The 17,534-nt window shown below is 67.6% G+C and carries 14 protein-coding genes; 7 read left to right on the forward strand and 7 right to left on the reverse strand.

What is annotated here, in order from left to right:
* The first annotated feature begins 34 nt into the window (after nucleotides 1-34).
* The 3 genes from C8C99_RS12800 (at nucleotide 35) to proC (ending at nucleotide 3,367) form a co-directional block, all read left to right on the forward strand.
* The gene (locus C8C99_RS12800; RefSeq protein WP_056648352.1) at nucleotides 35-799 is read left to right on the forward strand and encodes a DeoR/GlpR family DNA-binding transcription regulator; all 765 of its coding nucleotides are present in this window, start codon (nucleotides 35-37) and stop codon (nucleotides 797-799) included.
* A gap of 20 nt (nucleotides 800-819) precedes the next feature.
* A complete protein-coding gene (gene glpK / locus C8C99_RS12805; RefSeq protein WP_108625942.1) occupies nucleotides 820-2,313 on the forward strand; it encodes a glycerol kinase GlpK in 1,494 nt (497 codons plus the stop codon).
* Nucleotides 2,314-2,521: 208 nt separating this feature from the next.
* Complete coding sequence (gene proC / locus C8C99_RS12810) at nucleotides 2,522-3,367, forward strand: pyrroline-5-carboxylate reductase (RefSeq protein WP_108625943.1); 846 nt, start codon at nucleotides 2,522-2,524, stop codon at nucleotides 3,365-3,367.
* A 43-nt stretch (nucleotides 3,368-3,410) separates the two neighbouring features.
* On the opposite strand, the gene ubiA is transcribed toward proC, so the two are convergent.
* The 5 genes from ubiA to recG form a co-directional block, all read right to left on the reverse strand.
* Nucleotides 3,411-4,304, reverse strand: a complete 894-nt coding sequence (ubiA, locus tag C8C99_RS12815; RefSeq protein ID WP_108625944.1) for a 4-hydroxybenzoate octaprenyltransferase — start codon at nucleotides 4,302-4,304, stop codon at nucleotides 3,411-3,413.
* A 120-nt stretch (nucleotides 4,305-4,424) separates the two neighbouring features.
* A complete protein-coding gene (locus C8C99_RS12820) occupies nucleotides 4,425-4,943 on the reverse strand; it encodes a Dps family protein (protein WP_056647935.1) in 519 nt (172 codons plus the stop codon).
* A 184-nt stretch (nucleotides 4,944-5,127) separates the two neighbouring features.
* Nucleotides 5,128-6,867, reverse strand: coding sequence for a dipeptidase (locus C8C99_RS12825; RefSeq protein ID WP_108625945.1), 1,740 nt, complete (start codon nucleotides 6,865-6,867; stop codon nucleotides 5,128-5,130).
* A 156-nt stretch (nucleotides 6,868-7,023) separates the two neighbouring features.
* On the reverse strand, nucleotides 7,024-7,989 hold the full coding sequence (locus C8C99_RS12830) for a LysR substrate-binding domain-containing protein (RefSeq protein ID WP_108625946.1): 966 nt from the start codon (nucleotides 7,987-7,989) through the stop codon (nucleotides 7,024-7,026).
* Nucleotides 7,990-8,027: 38 nt separating this feature from the next.
* Complete coding sequence (gene recG / locus C8C99_RS12835; protein ID WP_056647926.1) at nucleotides 8,028-10,187, reverse strand: ATP-dependent DNA helicase RecG; 2,160 nt, start codon at nucleotides 10,185-10,187, stop codon at nucleotides 8,028-8,030.
* A gap of 111 nt (nucleotides 10,188-10,298) precedes the next feature.
* Here recG and C8C99_RS12840 point away from each other — a divergent pair, with 111 nt between their 5' ends.
* The 4 genes from C8C99_RS12840 to C8C99_RS12855 all read left to right on the forward strand — a co-directional run bounded on the left by C8C99_RS12840 (nucleotide 10,299) and on the right by C8C99_RS12855 (nucleotide 14,705).
* The gene (locus C8C99_RS12840; protein WP_056647923.1) at nucleotides 10,299-11,579 is read left to right on the forward strand and encodes an HD-GYP domain-containing protein; all 1,281 of its coding nucleotides are present in this window, start codon (nucleotides 10,299-10,301) and stop codon (nucleotides 11,577-11,579) included.
* Nucleotides 11,580-11,582: 3 nt separating this feature from the next.
* A complete protein-coding gene (locus C8C99_RS12845) occupies nucleotides 11,583-12,545 on the forward strand; it encodes a 1-phosphofructokinase family hexose kinase (protein WP_108625947.1) in 963 nt (320 codons plus the stop codon).
* A gap of 94 nt (nucleotides 12,546-12,639) precedes the next feature.
* On the forward strand, nucleotides 12,640-13,803 hold the full coding sequence (queA, locus tag C8C99_RS12850) for a tRNA preQ1(34) S-adenosylmethionine ribosyltransferase-isomerase QueA (protein ID WP_108625948.1): 1,164 nt from the start codon (nucleotides 12,640-12,642) through the stop codon (nucleotides 13,801-13,803).
* Nucleotides 13,800-14,705, forward strand: coding sequence for a DMT family transporter (locus tag C8C99_RS12855; RefSeq protein ID WP_233247216.1), 906 nt, complete (start codon nucleotides 13,800-13,802; stop codon nucleotides 14,703-14,705). The genes queA and C8C99_RS12855 overlap by 4 nt, the downstream gene beginning before the upstream one ends.
* An 84-nt stretch (nucleotides 14,706-14,789) precedes the next feature.
* Here C8C99_RS12855 and C8C99_RS12860 read toward each other — a convergent pair whose 3' ends face one another.
* Together C8C99_RS12860 and C8C99_RS12865 are read right to left on the reverse strand one after the other, a co-directional pair.
* Nucleotides 14,790-16,391 carry a gamma-glutamyltransferase family protein gene (locus C8C99_RS12860; protein ID WP_108625949.1) on the reverse strand — a complete coding sequence of 534 codons (1,602 nt, stop codon included), beginning with the start codon at nucleotides 16,389-16,391 and terminating at the stop codon, nucleotides 14,790-14,792.
* A 138-nt stretch (nucleotides 16,392-16,529) separates the two neighbouring features.
* A complete protein-coding gene (locus C8C99_RS12865; RefSeq protein WP_108625950.1) occupies nucleotides 16,530-17,513 on the reverse strand; it encodes a tripartite tricarboxylate transporter substrate binding protein in 984 nt (327 codons plus the stop codon).
* Nucleotides 17,514-17,534: the final 21 nt, after the last annotated feature.

The following is a 17,534-nucleotide window of genomic DNA, read 5'->3' on the forward strand; positions in this document are numbered from 1 at the left end:
TTCGGTGACAAACCACTGCGCACCACACCCCACCGTGAACACCAATCCCCGCCAACTCCAACTCCTCGAAGAAGTGCGCGCGCGCAAGTCCGCCACGGTGGAACAACTTGCCGACACCCTGGGGGTCACGCTGCAGACGGTGCGCCGCGACGTGCAGCGCCTCGCGGAGTCGGGACTGCTCACGCGCTTTCATGGCGGCGTGCGCGTGCCCAGCTCCACGGTGGAGAACCTGGCGCACACCCAGCGCGAAAACCTGCATGCCGAAGGCAAAGCGCGCATTGCGCGCGCCGTGGCCGAACAGGTGCCCAACGACTGCTCGCTGATCCTGAACATCGGCACCACCACCGAGGCCATTGCCAAGGCGCTGCTGCACCACCGGGGCCTGCGCGTGATCACCAACAACCTGAATGTGGCCGCCATCCTGAGCGGCAACCCCGAATGCGAGGTCATCGTGGCCGGCGGCGTGGTGCGCGCGCGCGACCGGGGCATCGTGGGCGAAGCGGCGGTGGACTTCATCCGCCAGTTCAAGGTGGACATTGCGCTCATCGGCATTTCGGGCATCGAGCCGGACGGGTCGCTGCGCGACTTTGACTACCGCGAGGTGAAGGTGGCGCAAACCATCATCGAGCACGCGCGCGAGGTCTGGCTGGCGGCCGACTTCAGCAAGTTCAACCGCCCGGCCATGGTGCAACTGGCCACTCTGGCGCAGATCGACCGCCTGTTTACCGATGCACCGCCGCCTGAGCCGTTTCCTGCCCTATTGCAAGACGCCGAAGTCCTCTGCACAGTCGCCGCCTGAATTCCTGAATCTTCCTCACCATGACCTACTTGCTCGCCCTCGACCAAGGCACCTCCAGCTCCCGCAGCATCGTTTTTGACGAAGGCGGCCACATCGTGGCGCAGGCGCAGCTGGAGCTGCCGCAGATCTACCCCCAGCCCGGCTGGGTGGAGCACGACCCGCTGGAGATCTGGCGCACCCAGCTCGCCACCGCGCGCGATGCGCTGGCCAAGGCGGGCATCGCGGCCCGCGACATCCGTGCCGTCGGCATCACCAACCAGCGCGAAACCACGGTGCTGTGGAACCGCAAAACCGGCCAGCCCGTGCACCACGCCATCGTGTGGCAGGACCGGCGTGCCGAACCCGCCTGCGCCCAGCTGCGTGAGCAAGGCCATGCCGCCACCATCCAGGCCAAGACCGGCCTGCTGGTGGATGCGTACTTCTCCGGCACCAAGCTGCAGTGGATGCTGGACCACGTGCCCGGCGCCCGCGACGCGGCCGAGCGCGGCGAGCTGGCCTTTGGCACGGTGGACAGCTGGCTGATGTGGAAGCTCACCCACGGCAAGGTGCATGTGACGGACGTGAGCAACGCCTCGCGCACCATGCTGTTCAATGTGCACACCAACCAGTGGGACGACGAGCTGCTGGCGCTGCTGCGCATTCCCAAGGCGCTGATGCCCGAGGTGCTGCCGTCCAGCGCCCACTTTGGCGACATTGCGGCCGACCTGCTGGGCCACGCCATCCGCATCGGCGGCGTGGCGGGCGACCAGCAAAGCGCGCTGTTCGGCCAGGCCTGCTTCACCGCCGGCATGGCCAAGAACACCTATGGCACGGGCTGCTTCATGCTCATGCACACGGGCGGCACGTTCCAGACCTCGCAGAACGGCCTGCTCACCACCAGCGCAGCGCAGGCGACGGCGCAACCTGAATTTGCGATGGAAGGCAGTGTGTTTGTCGGCGGCGCGGTGGTGCAGTGGCTGCGCGACGGCCTGCGCGCAATCTCCACCAGCGGCGAGGTCGAGTCGCTGGCCCAAAGCGTGCCCGACTCGGGCGGCGTGATGATGGTGCCGGCCTTCACCGGCCTGGGCGCCCCGTACTGGAAGCCCGACGCACGCGGCACCATCACCGGCCTCACGCGTGGCACCACGCTGGGCCACATTGCGCGCGCAGCACTCGAAAGCATTGCCTACCAGAGCGCCGCCCTGCTGCTGGCCATGAGCCGCGACGCCGTGGCTGCCGGTGGCGCCCCAGTGAGCGAGCTGCGCGTGGACGGCGGCGCCTGCATCAACGACCTGCTGATGCAGTTCCAGGCGGACCTGCTGGGCATCCCGGTGGTGCGGCCCGCGGTCATCGAGACCACGGCCCTGGGCGCTGCTTACCTGGCCGGGCTGTCGAGTGGCGTGTACCGCAGCACGGATGAACTCTCGCAGCTGTGGCGCGCCGACCGCCGCTTTGTGCCCACGCTCAGCAGTGCGCGCGCGCAGGAGCTGATGGCGAACTGGGAACACGCCGTTCGCCAAACTGTTGCGGAGTAGCCCCCCTGAGTCGCCTTCGGCGCCTTCCCCCCGCTCTCACATCGCTGCGCGTTGCGGGCGGGGGGACGCTCCCAGCGCCCCTACCTGGGAATGCTGGCGGCCCTTGCGTGGGAGCACTGGCATGGGCCGCGCCAGTTGCGCAGGCCATTCGGACAATCACAGGTCTCCGGCGCTACCATGGCGCCTCCCTTTCTCGCCTGACCGTAGCATGACCTCCTCCGCTTCCGCCGCAGCAAATTCCCAACTCCCCACCATCGCCTTCATTGGCGGCGGCAACATGGCCAGCGCCATCATTGGCGGGCTGATCCGCCAGGGCCACCCGGCCAGCCAGATCGAGGTGGTTGAGCCCTACGCCCCCACGCGCGAGGCGCTGCTCAAGAATTTCGGCCTCACGGCACAACCCGACGCAGGCCCCGCGCTGCTGCGCGCCAGCATCGTGGTCTGGGCGGTCAAGCCCCAGACCTTCAAGGACGCCGCCGTACAGGCCAAGGCGCACACCCACCAGGCCCTGCACCTGAGCGTGGCCGCAGGCATTCGCTCGGACAGCATCGCCCAGTGGCTGGGCACCGAGCGCATCGTGCGCACCATGCCCAACACGCCCGCGCTGGTGGGCAAGGGCATGAGCGCGATCTACGCGCGCCCCGCCGTAACCAGCGCCGAGCGCCAGAGCGTGGAAGCCATCATGACGTCCACCGGCGAATTCCTATGGGTGGAGAGCGAGACCCAGCTCGACGCAGTCACCGCCCTGTCGGGCTCGGGCCCGGCCTATGTTTTCTACTTCCTCGAAGCCATGACACGCGCCGGCGTGGGCATGGGCCTGACCGAAGCGCAGGCGCACCAGCTGGCCGTGGGCACGTTTGTGGGCGCGTCCGAGCTGGCCCGCCGTTCCGACGAATCCCCCGCCGTGCTGCGCGAACGCGTCACCTCCAAGGGCGGCACGACCTACGCGGCCTTGCAGTCGATGGAAGCCAGTGGCGTGTCGCAGGCGTTCGAGGCCGCCATGCGCGCTGCCGAAAAACGCGCCAACGAATTGGGCAACGAGTTCGGATCTTGATGTTTTTGGGCGGTAGCGCCAGTCGATAAAGCACTAGCTGCTATTAATTTGTGAGTGCCGCCCGCACGAGGTAACTGCCCGCAATGCCCGCAAACACCGTGGCGCCCAGCCAGTGGTTGATGCGGAACGCCTTGAAGCAGCCCTCTCGGGTGCGGGTGCGGATGAGCGTGAAGTGCCACACGGCCTGGGCCAGCGCCGCCGCAAGCGCTACATAAAAAATAGCACCCAGGGCATACGGTTGTAGCACTACCGCCCAAATTCCCAAGAAAAGCAGATAGAACACCACGATGGCGGCCACATCCAGCCGCCCCAGGGTGATGGCCGAGGTCTTGATGCCGATCTTGAGGTCATCGTCGCGGTCCACCATGGCGTATTCGGTGTCATAGGCCAGCACCCAGAACAGGTTGCCCAGCCACATCCACCACGCCACCGCCGGCACGCTGCCCTGCACGGCAGCAAACGCGATGACGATGCCAAAGTTGAACGCAATGCCCAGCACCGCCTGGGGCATGGAAATGAGGCGCTTGGTGAACGGATAGGCAATGGCCACCAGCACGGCGGGCAACGACCACGCGATGGCGGCGGCGCTGGTGGTGAGCACCAGACTAAACGACACCAGCGCCAGCACCGCGCCCAGGCCCAGTGCCTCCTTCACGCTCACAGCACCCGTGGTCACGGGCCGCTGCGCGGTGCGCTTGACGTGCTTGTCAAAGTCGCGGTCGGCCACATCGTTCACGCAGCAGCCCGCGCTGCGCATGAGGATGGTGCCCAACACAAACACCGCCAGCAAATGCCAGCCCGGAAACCCGTCGGCCGCGATCCAGAGCGCGCTCAGCGTGGGCCACAGGCACACCAGCCAGCCGGCAGGGCGGTCCCAGCGGATCAGGTCGAGGTAGAGCGAAAGGCGGCTGCGGGGGGCTGTGGTGGTGGCGGTCATGGCGCGGGATTTTCCCAGATGCCCGGTACCCGGCGCCGGTTGCTCCATGGCACCCCATTGAAAACGCCCGGGAGCTTTGCAGCCACCGGGCGTTCGGTTCACCACGTGGTGACGGTCTTACTACTCTTCCAGCAGAGAGCGCAGCATCCAGGCCGTTTGCTCGTGCACCGTCAGGCGCTGGGTCAGCAGGTCAGCCGTGGGTTCGTCGCTGGCCTTGTCGGCCAGGGGGAACAGACTGCGCGCGGTGCGGGCCACGGCCTCGTGGCCTTCGACCAGCACACGCACCATGTCCAGCGCCTTGGGCGGCTTGGCGGGTGCGTCGGGCACCGTGGCCAGCTTGCCAAACTCGGCATACGAGCCGGGGGCCACATGGCCCAGCGAGCGGATGCGCTCGGCAATCGGGTCCACCGCGTTCCACAGCTCGGTGTACTGCGCCATGAACATGGTGTGCAGGGTGTTGAACATCGGGCCCGTCACGTTCCAGTGGAAGTTGTGGGTGGTGAGGTACAGGGTGTAGGTGTCGGCCAGCAGGCGCGACAGGCCCTGGGCGATGGCCGCGCGATCTTTGTCGCTGATGCCGATGTTGATGCTGGGGGCAGAGGTCTTGCCGGGTGCGGCTTTGCCAGGAGCTTTGGCCATGGAGGTCCTTCCGTGCTGAAAGATGAAACGCCCCGCGCTGGCTGGCCCGTGAGAGCGCTGCGCGCGGAGTCCGCAGCCACTGTAGCGCAAGGCGCCAACATCGCCCGTTCGTCGAGGCTGATGCCTTGCACCTGGGTCAAGAACCCGGGTCAAGAAAACACGCGGGCGGCTACCACCCGCAGGCTCACTGCATCTGCGGCAGGTTGCCGATGCGCACCAGCATCTCGGTGAACATCTGCATGTCCGCATCCAGGTCCACCACTTCCTTGAACTCCTTGGCGTTGTGGGCCGTGTACTTCTTGCCGGGCATGGCGGGGCCAAAGTTGATGGCATTGGGCATCAGCTTGGCAGTAGTGCTGCCGGCCGTTGGCACGGGCTGCGCGGGCAGGCCAGTGGTATCGCCAAAGGTGTTGAGCAGCGTGGCCAGCCAGGCGCCCTTGGGGTCGCGTGCCATCCAGTTGCCCTGGTTGTGGTCCACCTCAACCGCCACACCCGCCCGGGTGCCCCAGGCTTTGATGCGTTCGGTGGTGGCCTTGGCCAGGGCCTCGGGTGTGTTGCCACGGGGCATGCGCACGTTCACCAGCACATCGACCTTGCCGTCCTTCTCGCGGATCAGGTTGGGCGACATGGTCAGCGGACCCATGAAGTCGTCGCTGTAAGCCAGGCCCATGGTGCGGCCCAGGTAGTCCATGCCATACAGGTCGCCGATGTACTTCACAGCCTGGGCATAGCCATTGGCTGCCACGGCCACCCCGGATTGCTGCAGGAACAGTGCCAGGCGCGGCAGCGGGTTCACGCCTTCTTCGGGGCGCGAGCCGTGGGCCGAGACACCTGTGACCTTGACCAGCACGTCTGCGCCTTCACGCGTCACGTCGATGCTGAATTGGCCGCCCTGGCCGGTGTACTTGCCAACAAAGGCGTCCTTGGCAGCGCTGAGCTGGCGGGCCGTGGCCTCAGCGTTGCCGCCACGCAGGCGGGCCGTAGCGGTCTGAGGCACGGCATTGGCCGATGCGGCGCCAGCCATGGCCACGATGGTGGGCTGGCTGCCAGCAGCGGCGCCCAGTGCAAAGGTGGTGCGCAGCGCGCCAGAGCCCTTCTCGGCCACCACGGCGGGGTACTTGCTGTCGAGCACGATGTTGTACTCGGGCAGCGACGTCTTGGCGCGGTAGTACTTCATCGCGTCGCCGCCGGTTTCTTCGGTGGTCTCGATCATGAGGCGGATGGTGCGGGCCAGCGGCAGACCGCTGTCCTTCACGGCCTTCATCGCGAACAGCACGGTGGCGATGGAGCCCTTGTCGTCGATGGAGCCCCGGCCGTACAGGTTGCCAGCCACACGGGTCAGTTGGAAGGGGTCGAGCTTGGTGCCGTCGTCCAGCACCCATTCATCAGCCACCACAGGTACCACATCCGCATGGGTCAGGATGCCGAACTCTTCGGGGCCAGTGCCAGGCAGCTTCACTTCAAAGATGCGGTTGTCCACGTTGCGGTATTGCAGGCCGAACTCTTTGGCCATGCCTTCGACCAGGGTGCCAAAGGCAATGATGTGTTTGTCTTCGTGCGGCGGCACCTTGTCGGATCGCACGGTAGGGATGGCCACCATGCGCGCGGTCGCATCGATCACAGCGGCCTGGTTGCGCAGACGGTTGTGCAGGCCCAGCAGGCGGCCGATGTTGACCAGATCGTCACCGGCCAAGGGCTGCTTCGCCAGGTAGGCCGCCACGGCCGGGTGCAGCACGGGCTGCATCTGGGCCGCCAGCGCCAGAAACTGTCGGAAGTCCGCCGCAGCGGCTGCGGCGGGCGCTGCGGCAATGCGGTCGAGCGCCGGTTTCTTCAGTGTGGCGGCTGTGGGCGCCGTGGTGGGGGAGATGGACGAACATGCCGTCAAGGCGGCAGCCAGGGTGGCGGTGAGCCAAAGCTTCTTCATGGGAACCTTTTGTGTGGAGCGGGGCCGCAGCCGGACGCGGGTCAACGGACGCTGCGGAACATGCATACCCGGCTTGCGCAGGCCGGGTGGGCCAGCACAGGGGCGGCGCGAGTGTAGCGCCGATTCCCTGCAGCCCGTCGATGCCAGGCGGACTGCTCAGGACAGCCGGGTCACTCCCGGTAACTCGCACGCATAGATGGCATTGCGCAGTGCCGCGATGGCCTCGTAGCGCGTGAAGCTGCGGCGCCAGGCCAACACCACGCGGCGCATGGGCGGCGGGCCCCCGTCTTCCTCACGGATGGGCAGGTAGCGGATGTAAGTCTCGTCGCTCTTGCGGCGGCGCGACACCGTGAGCAGCGCGTCGCGCGGCACCGACAGGCGCGGCACCAGCGTCACGCCCATACCGGCGGCCACCATGTGCTTGATGGTCTCCAGCGACGACCCCTCGAACGACTTGCGGATGCCCTCGGCATTGCTCGCAAAGCGCGCGAACTCAGGGCAGACCTCCAGCACATGATCGCGAAAGCAGTGACCAGCGCCCAGCAGCAGCATGGTTTCGTTCTTCAGCTCGGCCGCCGTGACCGACTTCTTGGCCGCCAGCGGGTGCATGCTGGGCACTGCGGCCATGAAGGGCTCGTCGTACAGCGGCGCCATGGCCAGACCGGTGTCGGGGAAAGGCTCGGCCAGGATGGCGCAATCGATCTCGCCCGTGCGCAGCATCTCCAGCAGCTTGACGGTGAAGTTCTCCTGCAGCATCAGCGGCATCTGCGGTGTGCGCGTGATGGACTGGCGCACCAGCTCGGGCAACAGGTAGGGCCCGATGGTGTAGATCACGCCAAGCGTGAGCGGCCCGGCCAGCGGGTCCTTGCCGCGCTTGGCAATTTCCTTGATGGCCGCCGCCTGCTCCAGCACGCTTTGCGCCTGGCGCACGATGTCTTCGCCCAGTGGGGTGATGGTCACCTCGCCCGCGCTGCGCTCGAACAGTTTCACGTCCAGCTCTTCTTCGAGCTTCTTGATCGCCACCGAGAGCGTGGGTTGCGACACATAGCAGGCATCGGCCGCATGGCCAAAGTGCTTTTCGCGGGCCACCGCAACGATGTACTTGAGTTCGGTGAGGGTCATGGTGTGTTCCTGCGGGCCACGTCAGCGTTGTGAACGTCTCACGCCTTGAGATAGTCCGATTTTCCACCCAACCAGCGCGCCACGTGTTTGGCGGCCAAATCCGGGTGGCGGTCCAGCATCTGAGGGGCCAGCTCGCGCGCCCACTCCAGCAGATGGGTGTCGGTCGCCAGGTCGGCAAACCGCAGCAGCGCGTCGCCCGACTGGCGCGCGCCCAGAAACTCGCCGGGGCCACGAATCTCCAGGTCGCGCCGGGCGATCTCGAAGCCGTCGTTGGTCTCGGCCATGGCGCGCAAGCGCTCCTTGGCGGTTTCGCCCACGCGGCCGCTGTCGTTGGTGGCGTACAGCAGCACGCAGGCCGACGCCGCCGCGCCGCGCCCCACCCGGCCGCGCAACTGGTGCAGCTGGGAGAGGCCAAAGCGTTCGGCATGCTCGATGACCATGAGCGAGGCATTGGGCACATCCACCCCCACTTCGATCACGGTGGTGCTGACCAGCACACCCATCTGGCCGCTGGTGAAAAGCGCCATCACGGCCTTCTTCTCGGCGGTGGGCATGCGCGAATGCAGCAGGCCGACCATGCAGCCCGGCAAGGCCTCGCTCAGGTCTGCGTGCGTGGCGGTGGCGTTGGAGAGATCGAGCGCCTCGCTTTCTTCAATCAGCGGGCACACCCAGTACACCTGCCGGCCCGATTCCACCTGCGCGCCGATGCGCTCGATGACTTCGTCCTTGCGGCTGTCGGCAATCAGCTTGGTGACGATGGGCGTGCGGCCAGGGGGTAACTCGTCGATGACGGAGACATCCAGGTCGGCGTAGTAGCTCATTGCCAAGGTGCGCGGGATGGGCGTGGCGCTCATCATGAGCATGTGCGGCTCCATGCCGTGCGCTGCGAGCTTTTGCCGCAGCGCCAGCCGCTGCGCCACGCCAAAGCGGTGCTGCTCGTCGATGATGGCCAGCGCCAGGTTCTTGAACTGCACCTGCTCCTGGATCACCGCGTGGGTGCCCACCACCAGCGCGGCCTCGCCGCTGGCCACCAGCGCCAGCATGGCGGTGCGGTCCTTCTTCTTTTGCCCGCCCACCAGCCAGGCCACCTTGCGGCCGCGCGCGGCCAGCAGCGGCTCCAGCCAGCCGATCATCTTGGCGAAGTGCTGCTCGGCCAGGATTTCGGTGGGTGCCATCAACGCGCATTGCCAGCCCGCATCCATGGCCAGGCAGGCGGCCAGGGCAGACACCACGGTCTTGCCCGAGCCCACATCGCCCTGCAGCAGGCGGTGCATGGGCACCTGGCGGGCCAGATCGGCGGCAATCTCTTCGCCCACGCGGCGCTGGGCGGCGGTCAGATCAAACGGCAGCACGGCCAAGAGCTGTTCGTGCAGGGGCAGCGCGCCCTCCTTGGAGGGCTGCGGGCGCAGCACCGGGGCACGCAGGCGGTCACGCTCGCGGCGGGACTGGTATTGCGAGAGCTGCTGTGCCAGCAGCTCTTCGGCTTTCAGACGCTGCCAGGCGGGGTGGCTGTGGTCTTCGAGCGTGGACAAGGCCACGTCGGGGGTGGGGTGATGCAAAAAAGTGAGCGCCTCGCGCAAGCTGAACCGGCGCTGCAGACCATTGGGGCCATAAATTCTGGCCATCGGTGGCTCGGTGCCGGGGGGCAGGGTGTCCGACAGGTCCACCCGCGTCAACGCACTGACCACGGCGCGGCGCAGATAGGGCTGGGGCAGCCCGGCCGTGGTGGGGTACACCGGTGTCAGCGCTGCGGGCAGCTCGCCCCCGGCCACACGAAACGCCGGGTGCAACATCTGCCGCCCCCAGAACCCCCCTTTGACTTCGCCCCGGATGCGCAGGCGCGCGCCCACGGCCAGTGTCTTCTGGTGCGAAGGATAGAAGCTGAAAAACCGCAGCTCACAGCTGCCCGTGTCGTCCTCCACCTGCACCAGCAGCTGGCGGCGGGGTCGCAGTTGCACCTCGCTGGCGGTGACCGTGGCCTCGATCTGCACCATCTGCCCGTCGCGTGCGTTGGCCAGCGGGGTGATGCGGGTTTCGTCCTCGTAGCGCAGGGGCAGGTGCAGCGCCAGATCGATGTCACGGCGCAAGCCCAGCTTTTGCAGCGCCTTTTGTGCCACCGAGGCTGCACCCGGGCTGCGCGCTGCCGGTGCGGCAGCGGGCGCCCTGGTTTTGGCGAGGACTGGGGGGACGACGGACATGTGGAGCAAATTGCTAGGGAAAACGTGCGGAAATCGCAGCCTGAAAAGGCTACCATGGTTACCATTGCTAACGTCTGATCAGGGCGTGTTTTCGAGTCCCAGGCCATTGCCATGCTCAAGCGCATCCACATCCAACACCTTACCCTGGGCATGTACCTGCACGAGTTCTGCGGCTCGTGGATGGACCACCCCTTCTGGCGGGCCAAGTTCCTGCTCAAGGACCCCAAGGACCTGGCCAGCATCCAGGCCACGGCCATCCAGGAAATATGGATCGATACCGACAAGGGCCTGGATGTGGCCGTGGGCACCGCCTCGATGTCGCGCGAAGAGGTGGACGCACAGATCGAGACCGACTTCAGCCGCCTGGAGGACCTTCCACCCATCAAGGTGAAGCTGCCCTCCCCGCCCCTCCCGCCCAAGCGAGACCGCAAACCGGCGGACATGCACAGCGAACTCAGGATGGCCGCCGCCATCTGCGTGAAATCCAAGGAGGCCGTGGTCTCGATGTTCAACGAGGCCCGCATGGGCCGCGCGGTGGACTCGGCAGGTGCGCAAAGCCTGGTGGAGGAGATTTCGGACTCCGTCACCCGCAATCCGGGCGCGCTCATCAGCCTGGCACGGCTGAAGACGGCCGATGACTACACCTACATGCATTCGGTGGCCGTGTGCGCGCTGATGGTGGCGCTGGCCAAGCAGCTCAAGCTCAAGGAAGACCAGCAACGGCTCGCCGGCATGGCAGGCCTGCTGCACGACCTGGGCAAGGCCGCCATCCCGCTGACCGTGCTCAACAAGCCCGGCAAGCTCACCGACCAGGAGTTCTCCGTGGTGCGCAGCCACCCGGTGGAGGGCTACCACATGCTCAAGGAGGGCGGCAACGTGCCCGACGCAGTGCTGGACGCCTGCCTGCACCACCACGAGAAAGTGGATGGCTCGGGCTACCCGGACAAGCTGCTGGGCGACGGCATCAGCGTGATCGCCCGCATGACGGCCATCTGCGACGTGTACGACGCCATCACCTCCGACCGGCCCTACAAGCGTGGCTGGGACCCGGCCGAGTCGCTGCGGCGCATGGCCGAGTGGACCAAGGACCATTTCGACGCGCGCATCTTCCAGGCGTTTGTCAAAAGCATTGGCATCTACCCCGTGGGCTCGCTGGTGCGGCTGACCTCGGGCCGCATCGGGATCGTGACGGAACAATCGCCCACCGCGCTCACCACCCCCATCGTCAAGGTGTTCTTCTCGACCAAGTCCGACCTGCGCATCCCACCCGAGGTGGTGAACCTGGCCGCCCCGGACTGCTCCGAAAAGATCGTGGCACGCGAAGACCCCGAGAAGTGGCGCTTTCCCGACCTGGACGAGCTGTGGTCCGGCTTCTCCGACAAGGTCTGGTAGCCCATGCCCGCACTGATCACCCTGACACTCAATCCCGCCCTCGACCTGGCGACCACCACCGACCACGTGGCCCCCACGCACAAGCTGCGCTGCGGCCCGGTGCGGCGGTTTGCGGGCGGCGGCGGCATCAACGTGGCGCGGGTGCTGCACCGCCTGGGCGCGGATGTGTGCGCCTGGGCCCTGGCGGGCGGCGCGGCGGGCACGCAGGTGCAGCAGCTGCTGGCCGACGAGGGCGTGCCCACGCAGCTGCAGCGCATTGCGGGCGACACGCGCGAGAACTTTTCGGTGGTCGAAACCTTCACGGGCCAGGAGTTTCGGTTTGTACTGCCCGGCCCCACGCTGCAGGCCGGCGAGTGGCAGGCCTGCCTGGATGCGCTGGCAACCCACGCCCCACCACCCCGCTGGCTCATTGCCAGCGGCAGCCTGCCGCCCGGCACGCCCGACGACTTCTATGCCCAGCTGGTACGCGCTGTGTCCGCTGTATCTGGCCAAGGCGTGCGGGTGGCCGTTGACACCTCGGGCCCGCCGCTGGCGGCGGCATTGAAAGCCGGAGTGGCGCTGGTCAAACCCAGCCTGCGTGAGCTGCGCGACCTGTTGCAACAGCCGCTGGAGCACGCCACCGACTGGTGCACGGCTGCCCAGTCGCTGGTGCGCAGCGGCGCGGCCGACACCGTGGCCCTGTCGGTGGGCGAGCAAGGCGCCGTGCTGGCCACGCGGGAGGGGGTATGGCAGGCCCCCGCCCTCGACGTGCCCGCCACCACCGGCACCACGGGCGCGGGCGACTGCTTTTTGGCCGCGCTGGTCTGGGCGCTGGACCGGGGTGATGCGCCTGCCGAGGCGCTGCGCTGGGGCGTGGCCGCAGGCGCCGCCGCGCTGCTGCACCCGGGCACCACCCTGTCCCAAGCCAATGACGTGCAGCGGCTGGTGCGCAGCGTGCCCGCACCGGTGGCGTTCACCACCGATTGAAAGCACCGCGCCTGCAGAGCCCTGCAGCCCCGTGGGACAATCGCGCCCTCTGTAATTTTTACCTTGGCACGGGCCCGTTCGGCCCTCAAGCACGATGACTGATCTCTCCAGCGGCGCAGCCAATGCGCCCCTCGCCTCCGGCAGCCCTTCCACACCCCGCGTGTTCACCCTCAGCGACTTCGACTTCTCGCTGCCCCCCGAACTCATTGCCCAGCACCCCGCGCCCGAGCGCAGCGCCTCGCGCCTGCTCGATGGCCGCGCCATGCAGCCGGTGGACCGCATCTTTCGCGAGCTGCCCGGCCTGCTGCGCGAAGGCGACCTGCTGGTCTTCAACGACACGCGCGTGGTCAAGGCGCGCATCTTTGGCGAGAAGGCCAGCGGCGGCAAGCTGGAGCTGCTGATCGAGCGCGTGCTGCCCGCCGAGGCGGGCAACCCGGGCAACGAAGTCGTGGCCCACATGAAGGTCAGCAAGAAGCCCCTGCCCGGCAGCGTGGTGCACATGGCCGGAGGCCGCCAGGCAGGCGGCTTTGACGCGCAGCTGCTGGGCCGCTGGCCCACCGAAGACGGCCCGCTGTTCCGCTTTGCACTGCACGGCCCGGCGGGCGAATCGCCCTGGGAGCTGATGGACCGCCATGGCCACCTGCCGCTGCCTCCCTACATCGAGCGCCACCAGAACAGCGACCACGACCCCGACGAGGCCGAGGACAGCCAGCGCTACCAGACCGTGTTTGCCCGGAACCCTGGCGCCGTGGCAGCCCCCACGGCCGCGCTGCACTTTGACGAAGGCGTGCTGGCCGACCTGGCCGCGCGCGGCATCGAGCGCGCCAGCGTCACGCTGCATGTGGGCGCAGGCACCTTCCAGCCCTGCAAGACCGAGAACCTGGCCGAGCACCAGATGCACAGCGAGTGGTATGAGATACCGCTGGCCACGCTCGCGGCGCTGGAGCGCTGCCGCCAGCGCGGCGGCCGCGTGGTGGCCGTGGGCACCACCACCGTGCGCACGCTGGAGTCGTGGGCCAAGACAGGCCAGGCCACGGGCGACACCAACATCTTCATCACGCCGGGCTTTGCGTTCCAGGTGGTGGATGTGCTGATCACCAACTTCCACCTGCCCAAGAGCACGCTGATGATGCTGGTGAGCGCGTTTGCGGGCTACGCCCACATCATGGGCCTGTACCGGCACGCGATTGCGCAGCAGTACCGCTTCTTCAGCTATGGCGACGCGATGCTGCTGGAACGCGCACGCAGCACGCCGTGAGCCCCCCAGGCCCTGCGTTGTCGACCACCCCTGCGGCCCGCCGGCGTGCGGCGCTGGCAGGCATCGCGCTGGCCGTGGTGGCCTGCGCGTTCTTTGCGCTGCTGGACACCGCCAGCAAGCTGGTCAGCGCGGGCGTGCCCATCGTCATGGCGCTGTGGATGCGCTATGTGTTCCAGTCGCTGCTGACCACGGCCTTTGTGCTGCAGCGCGCGGGGCGCTCTGCGCTGCGCACCACACAACCCCGCTTCCAGGCCCTGCGCGGTGCGCTGTTCGCCATGACCAGCCTGTTCGGCTTCATCAGCCTCACGGCCCTGCCGCTGGCAGAGTTCACGGCCATCGTGGCGACGGTGCCGCTGTGCGTGACGGTGGTGGCTGCCCTGTGGCTGCACCAGCCCGTGAGCCCTTTGCGCTGGCTGCTGGCGGTGGCTGGCCTGGCGGGCACGCTCGCCATCATCCGACCCGGCGGCGAGGCCTTTACCTGGGCGCTGCTGTGGCCGCTGTGCATGCTAGCAGCGGGCACGGGCTACCAGGTACTCAGCAGCAAGATGGCCGGGCACGAGAGCCCCGCCACCACGCAGCTCTACACCAGCTGGATCGCCACCGCGCTGGTGTCGCTGGGCGTGCCGTTCTTCTGGCAGCCGGTGAGCGACCCGTGGATGTGGGCGGGCATGTTCACCATGGGTCTGTCGAGCGCGGTGGGCCACATGCTGCTGCTCAACGCCTATGCGCGCACCACGCCGGTGACGATTGCGCCGTTTCTGTATTCACAGATCGGGTTTGCCATGCTGGCGGGCTGGCTGGTGTACCGCCATGTGCCGGACGCATGGTCGCTGGCGGGCATGGCGGCCATCGTGCTCAGCGGCGCAGCCAGCGCCTGGCTGACCGTGCGCGAGACACGTTAAGCATCAAAACAGCCGATAGCGCTGGTGCAATATGCCTGAGCAGCTATCCATTCAATAGCACCACACTCGCCATCTGAGGATGGATCAGAACGCCACCGCGTGTCCGTCCTTGCGCGGGTCCGAACCTGCGATGTAGCTGTTGCCGTTGCGCAGCACCAGCTGGGCGCCGCCAAAGGCGAACACGCCGTTGCCCTCTTCCACCGTCACCTCGTGCCCACGTGCGCGCAGCGCGGCGACCACAGCAGGGTCAAAGCCCGGCTCCACCGCCACCCCCTTGCCACCCGTCACGCGCCAGCGGGGCGCATCGGCCGCGGCCTGCGGGTTCTGGCCGTAGCGCAGCACGCGCAGCGCCATCTGCGTGTGGCCCTGGCTTTGCATGGGGCCGCCCATCACGCCAAAGGCCATCTGCGGCGTGCCATCGGCATGCATGGCAAAGGCCGGGATGATGGTGTGCGAGGGGCGCTTGCGCGGCGCCACCTGGTTGGCGTGGCCCGGGATCAGGTTGAAGCCGTGGCCCCGGTTCTGCAGGCTGATGCCCGTGCCCGGCACCACCACGCCCGAGCCAAAGCCCATGTAGTTGGACTGGATGAACGAGACCATCATGCCGGACGCATCGGCCGCTGCCAAGTACACCGTGCCACCGGGGCGTGGCGCGCCGTAGCCAGGGTCGCCAGCGCGCGTGGTGTCGATCAGCGCAGCGCGGCTGCGCAGGTAGTCGGGGTGCAGCAGCGCATCGGGCTTGACGTGCATGGCCTCGATGTCGGCGTTGTACTGGTGCAGGTCGGCAAACGCGAGCTTCATGGCCTCGATGCTGGCGTGCACGGTTTCCACGTCGTCCAGCGGATGCTTGCCAATGCCATGTGCGTCGAGCATGCCCAGCGCCATCAGCGCCGCAATGCCCTGCCCGTTGGGCGGAATCTCGTGGATGACCGAGTCACCAAACCGCTGCTGGATGGTGCCCACCCAGTCGGCCTGGTGGGCGGCGAGGTCGGCCATCGTCATGGCGCCGCCGTTGGCTTGCGCATGGGCGGCGATGCGCTCGGCAATCACGCCGCGGTAGAAGGCCTCACCCTCGGTTTCGGCAATCAGCTCCAGCGTGCGGGCGTGGGCCTCGCTGCGGAAGACTTCACCTGCCTTAGGCACCCGACCGTTCGGCATGAAGCACTCGGCAAATCCGGGCTGCGTGCCCAGCTTGGCCGCGCCCAGCGCCCACAGGCGGGCGATGGTGGGCGACACCGGAAAGCCGTTGCGCGCGTAGTCGATGGCGGGCTGCGCCAGTTGCGCAAACGGCAGCTTGCCCAGGCGCTTGGACAGCGCCACCCAGGCCGACACGGCGCCCGGCACGGTCACGGCATTCCAGCCCGTTTCAGGAATGCCGCCCAGCTTCTCGAAGTATTCAGGCGTCCACGCCGCAGGCGAGCGGCCCGAGGCGTTCAGGCCGTGCAGCTCCTTGCCATCCCACACGATGGCAAACCCATCGCTGCCCAGGCCGCAGCCCGTGGGCTCCACCACCGTGAGCGCCATGGCAGCGGCAATGGCGGCATCCACCGCGTTGCCACCCGCCAGCAGCATGCGCAGGCCCGCCTGCGCGGCCAGCGGCTGCGAGGTGGAGACCACGTTGCGGCCCATGACCGCACTGCGGTTTGAGGCGTAGGGAAGGGACCAGTCGAGAGAATTGGAATTCATAAAGCGTGTGTCTCCAGGGCCCATGTCCGGTGAGCCAGACACGGGTAGATCAGGCATGGCGCAGGCGAGAGACGCCGAGGAAGGGCCGCCCCCCGCACCGAGGGCGTCGTCCCCCTTGGGGGAAGGCGACTCAGGGGGTTAATCGATATTTATTTTGTGCTGGCGAATCACCGTCGCCCACCGGTTGCTGTCGGCCTGCACCATCGCCGCGAACTGCGCGGGCGTGCGGGGCGCTGCAGGCTCCACGCCCAGCTTGGCCAGGCTCTCGGCCACTTCGGGCGCCTGCACGGCCTTGGCAAAGGCCTTGTGCACCTTCTCGACCAGCGCGGGCGATGCGCCCGCAGGCAGGTACACACCGAACCAGGTCACCGACGAATAACCGGGCAGACCGGACTCGGCCAGCGTGGGCAGCTCGGGCGCCAGGGTGCTGCGCTTTTCGCTGGTCACGGCCAGCGCGCGCAGGCGGCCGGCCTTGGCGTGGGGCATGCCGGTGGGCAGCGAGTCAAACAGCACATGCGTCTGCCCGGCGATCAGATCAGGGATGGCCAGGGCCGTGCCCTTGTAGGGAATGTGGGTCATCTCCACACCCGCCTGGGCGCTGAAGGCCGCTGTGTTCAGGTGCACGATGGTGCCGTTGCCGCTGGTGGCGTAGTTGAGCTTGCCGGGGTGGGCCTTGGCATACGCAATCAGTTCGCCCACGGTCTTGACGGGCAGCGAGTTGGTGACCAGCAGCACGCTGGGTGCGTCGGCCACATGGGCCACGGGCGTGAAGTCCTTGCGCGGGTCGTAGGCCAGCTTGGGCATGAGGTGGGGCGAGATGGCGTGCGTGCTGCTGGTGGTCAGTAGCAGCGTGTAGCCGTCGGGTGCGGCCTTGGCCGCCTCGGCCGTGCCCAGGGTGCCGCCCGCGCCGGGCTTGTTGTCCACCACCAGTTGCTGGCCCAGGTCGGCCGCCACGCGTTGGGTGACCACGCGCGCCACCAGGTCGGTCGCGCCGCTGGCCGGGAAGGGCACGATCACCCGCACGGGGCGGTCTGGCCAGTTGGCTTGCGCGTGCGCGGCAGATGCCAGCACCAGCAGGCCGGCCAGGCCCCAGACACCACGGCCCCAGGAAAGTAGACGCATACAGAGCACTCCCGCAAAGAA

The organism is Acidovorax sp. 107 (assembly GCF_003058055.1).
Classification (GTDB): Bacteria; Pseudomonadota; Gammaproteobacteria; order Burkholderiales; family Burkholderiaceae_C; genus Acidovorax.

Bases quoted from the DNA above. Each gene is read 5' to 3' on its own strand.
- glpK (WP_108625942.1), top strand. From the start codon at position 820: ATGACCTACTTGCTCGCCCTCGACCAAGGCACCTCCAGCTCCCGCAGC.
- proC (WP_108625943.1), top strand. From the start codon at position 2,522: ATGACCTCCTCCGCTTCCGCCGCAGCAAATTCCCAACTCCCCACCATC.
- ubiA (WP_108625944.1), bottom strand. From the start codon at position 4,304: ATGACCGCCACCACCACAGCCCCCCGCAGCCGCCTTTCGCTCTACCTC.
- C8C99_RS12820 (WP_056647935.1), bottom strand. From the start codon at position 4,943: ATGGCCAAAGCTCCTGGCAAAGCCGCACCCGGCAAGACCTCTGCCCCC.
- C8C99_RS12825 (WP_108625945.1), bottom strand. From the start codon at position 6,867: ATGAAGAAGCTTTGGCTCACCGCCACCCTGGCTGCCGCCTTGACGGCA.
- C8C99_RS12830 (WP_108625946.1), bottom strand. From the start codon at position 7,989: ATGACCCTCACCGAACTCAAGTACATCGTTGCGGTGGCCCGCGAAAAG.
- recG (WP_056647926.1), bottom strand. From the start codon at position 10,187: ATGTCCGTCGTCCCCCCAGTCCTCGCCAAAACCAGGGCGCCCGCTGCC.
- C8C99_RS12840 (WP_056647923.1), top strand. From the start codon at position 10,299: ATGCTCAAGCGCATCCACATCCAACACCTTACCCTGGGCATGTACCTG.
- C8C99_RS12845 (WP_108625947.1), top strand. From the start codon at position 11,583: ATGCCCGCACTGATCACCCTGACACTCAATCCCGCCCTCGACCTGGCG.
- queA (WP_108625948.1), top strand. From the start codon at position 12,640: ATGACTGATCTCTCCAGCGGCGCAGCCAATGCGCCCCTCGCCTCCGGC.
- C8C99_RS12860 (WP_108625949.1), bottom strand. From the start codon at position 16,391: ATGAATTCCAATTCTCTCGACTGGTCCCTTCCCTACGCCTCAAACCGC.
- C8C99_RS12865 (WP_108625950.1), bottom strand. From the start codon at position 17,513: ATGCGTCTACTTTCCTGGGGCCGTGGTGTCTGGGGCCTGGCCGGCCTG.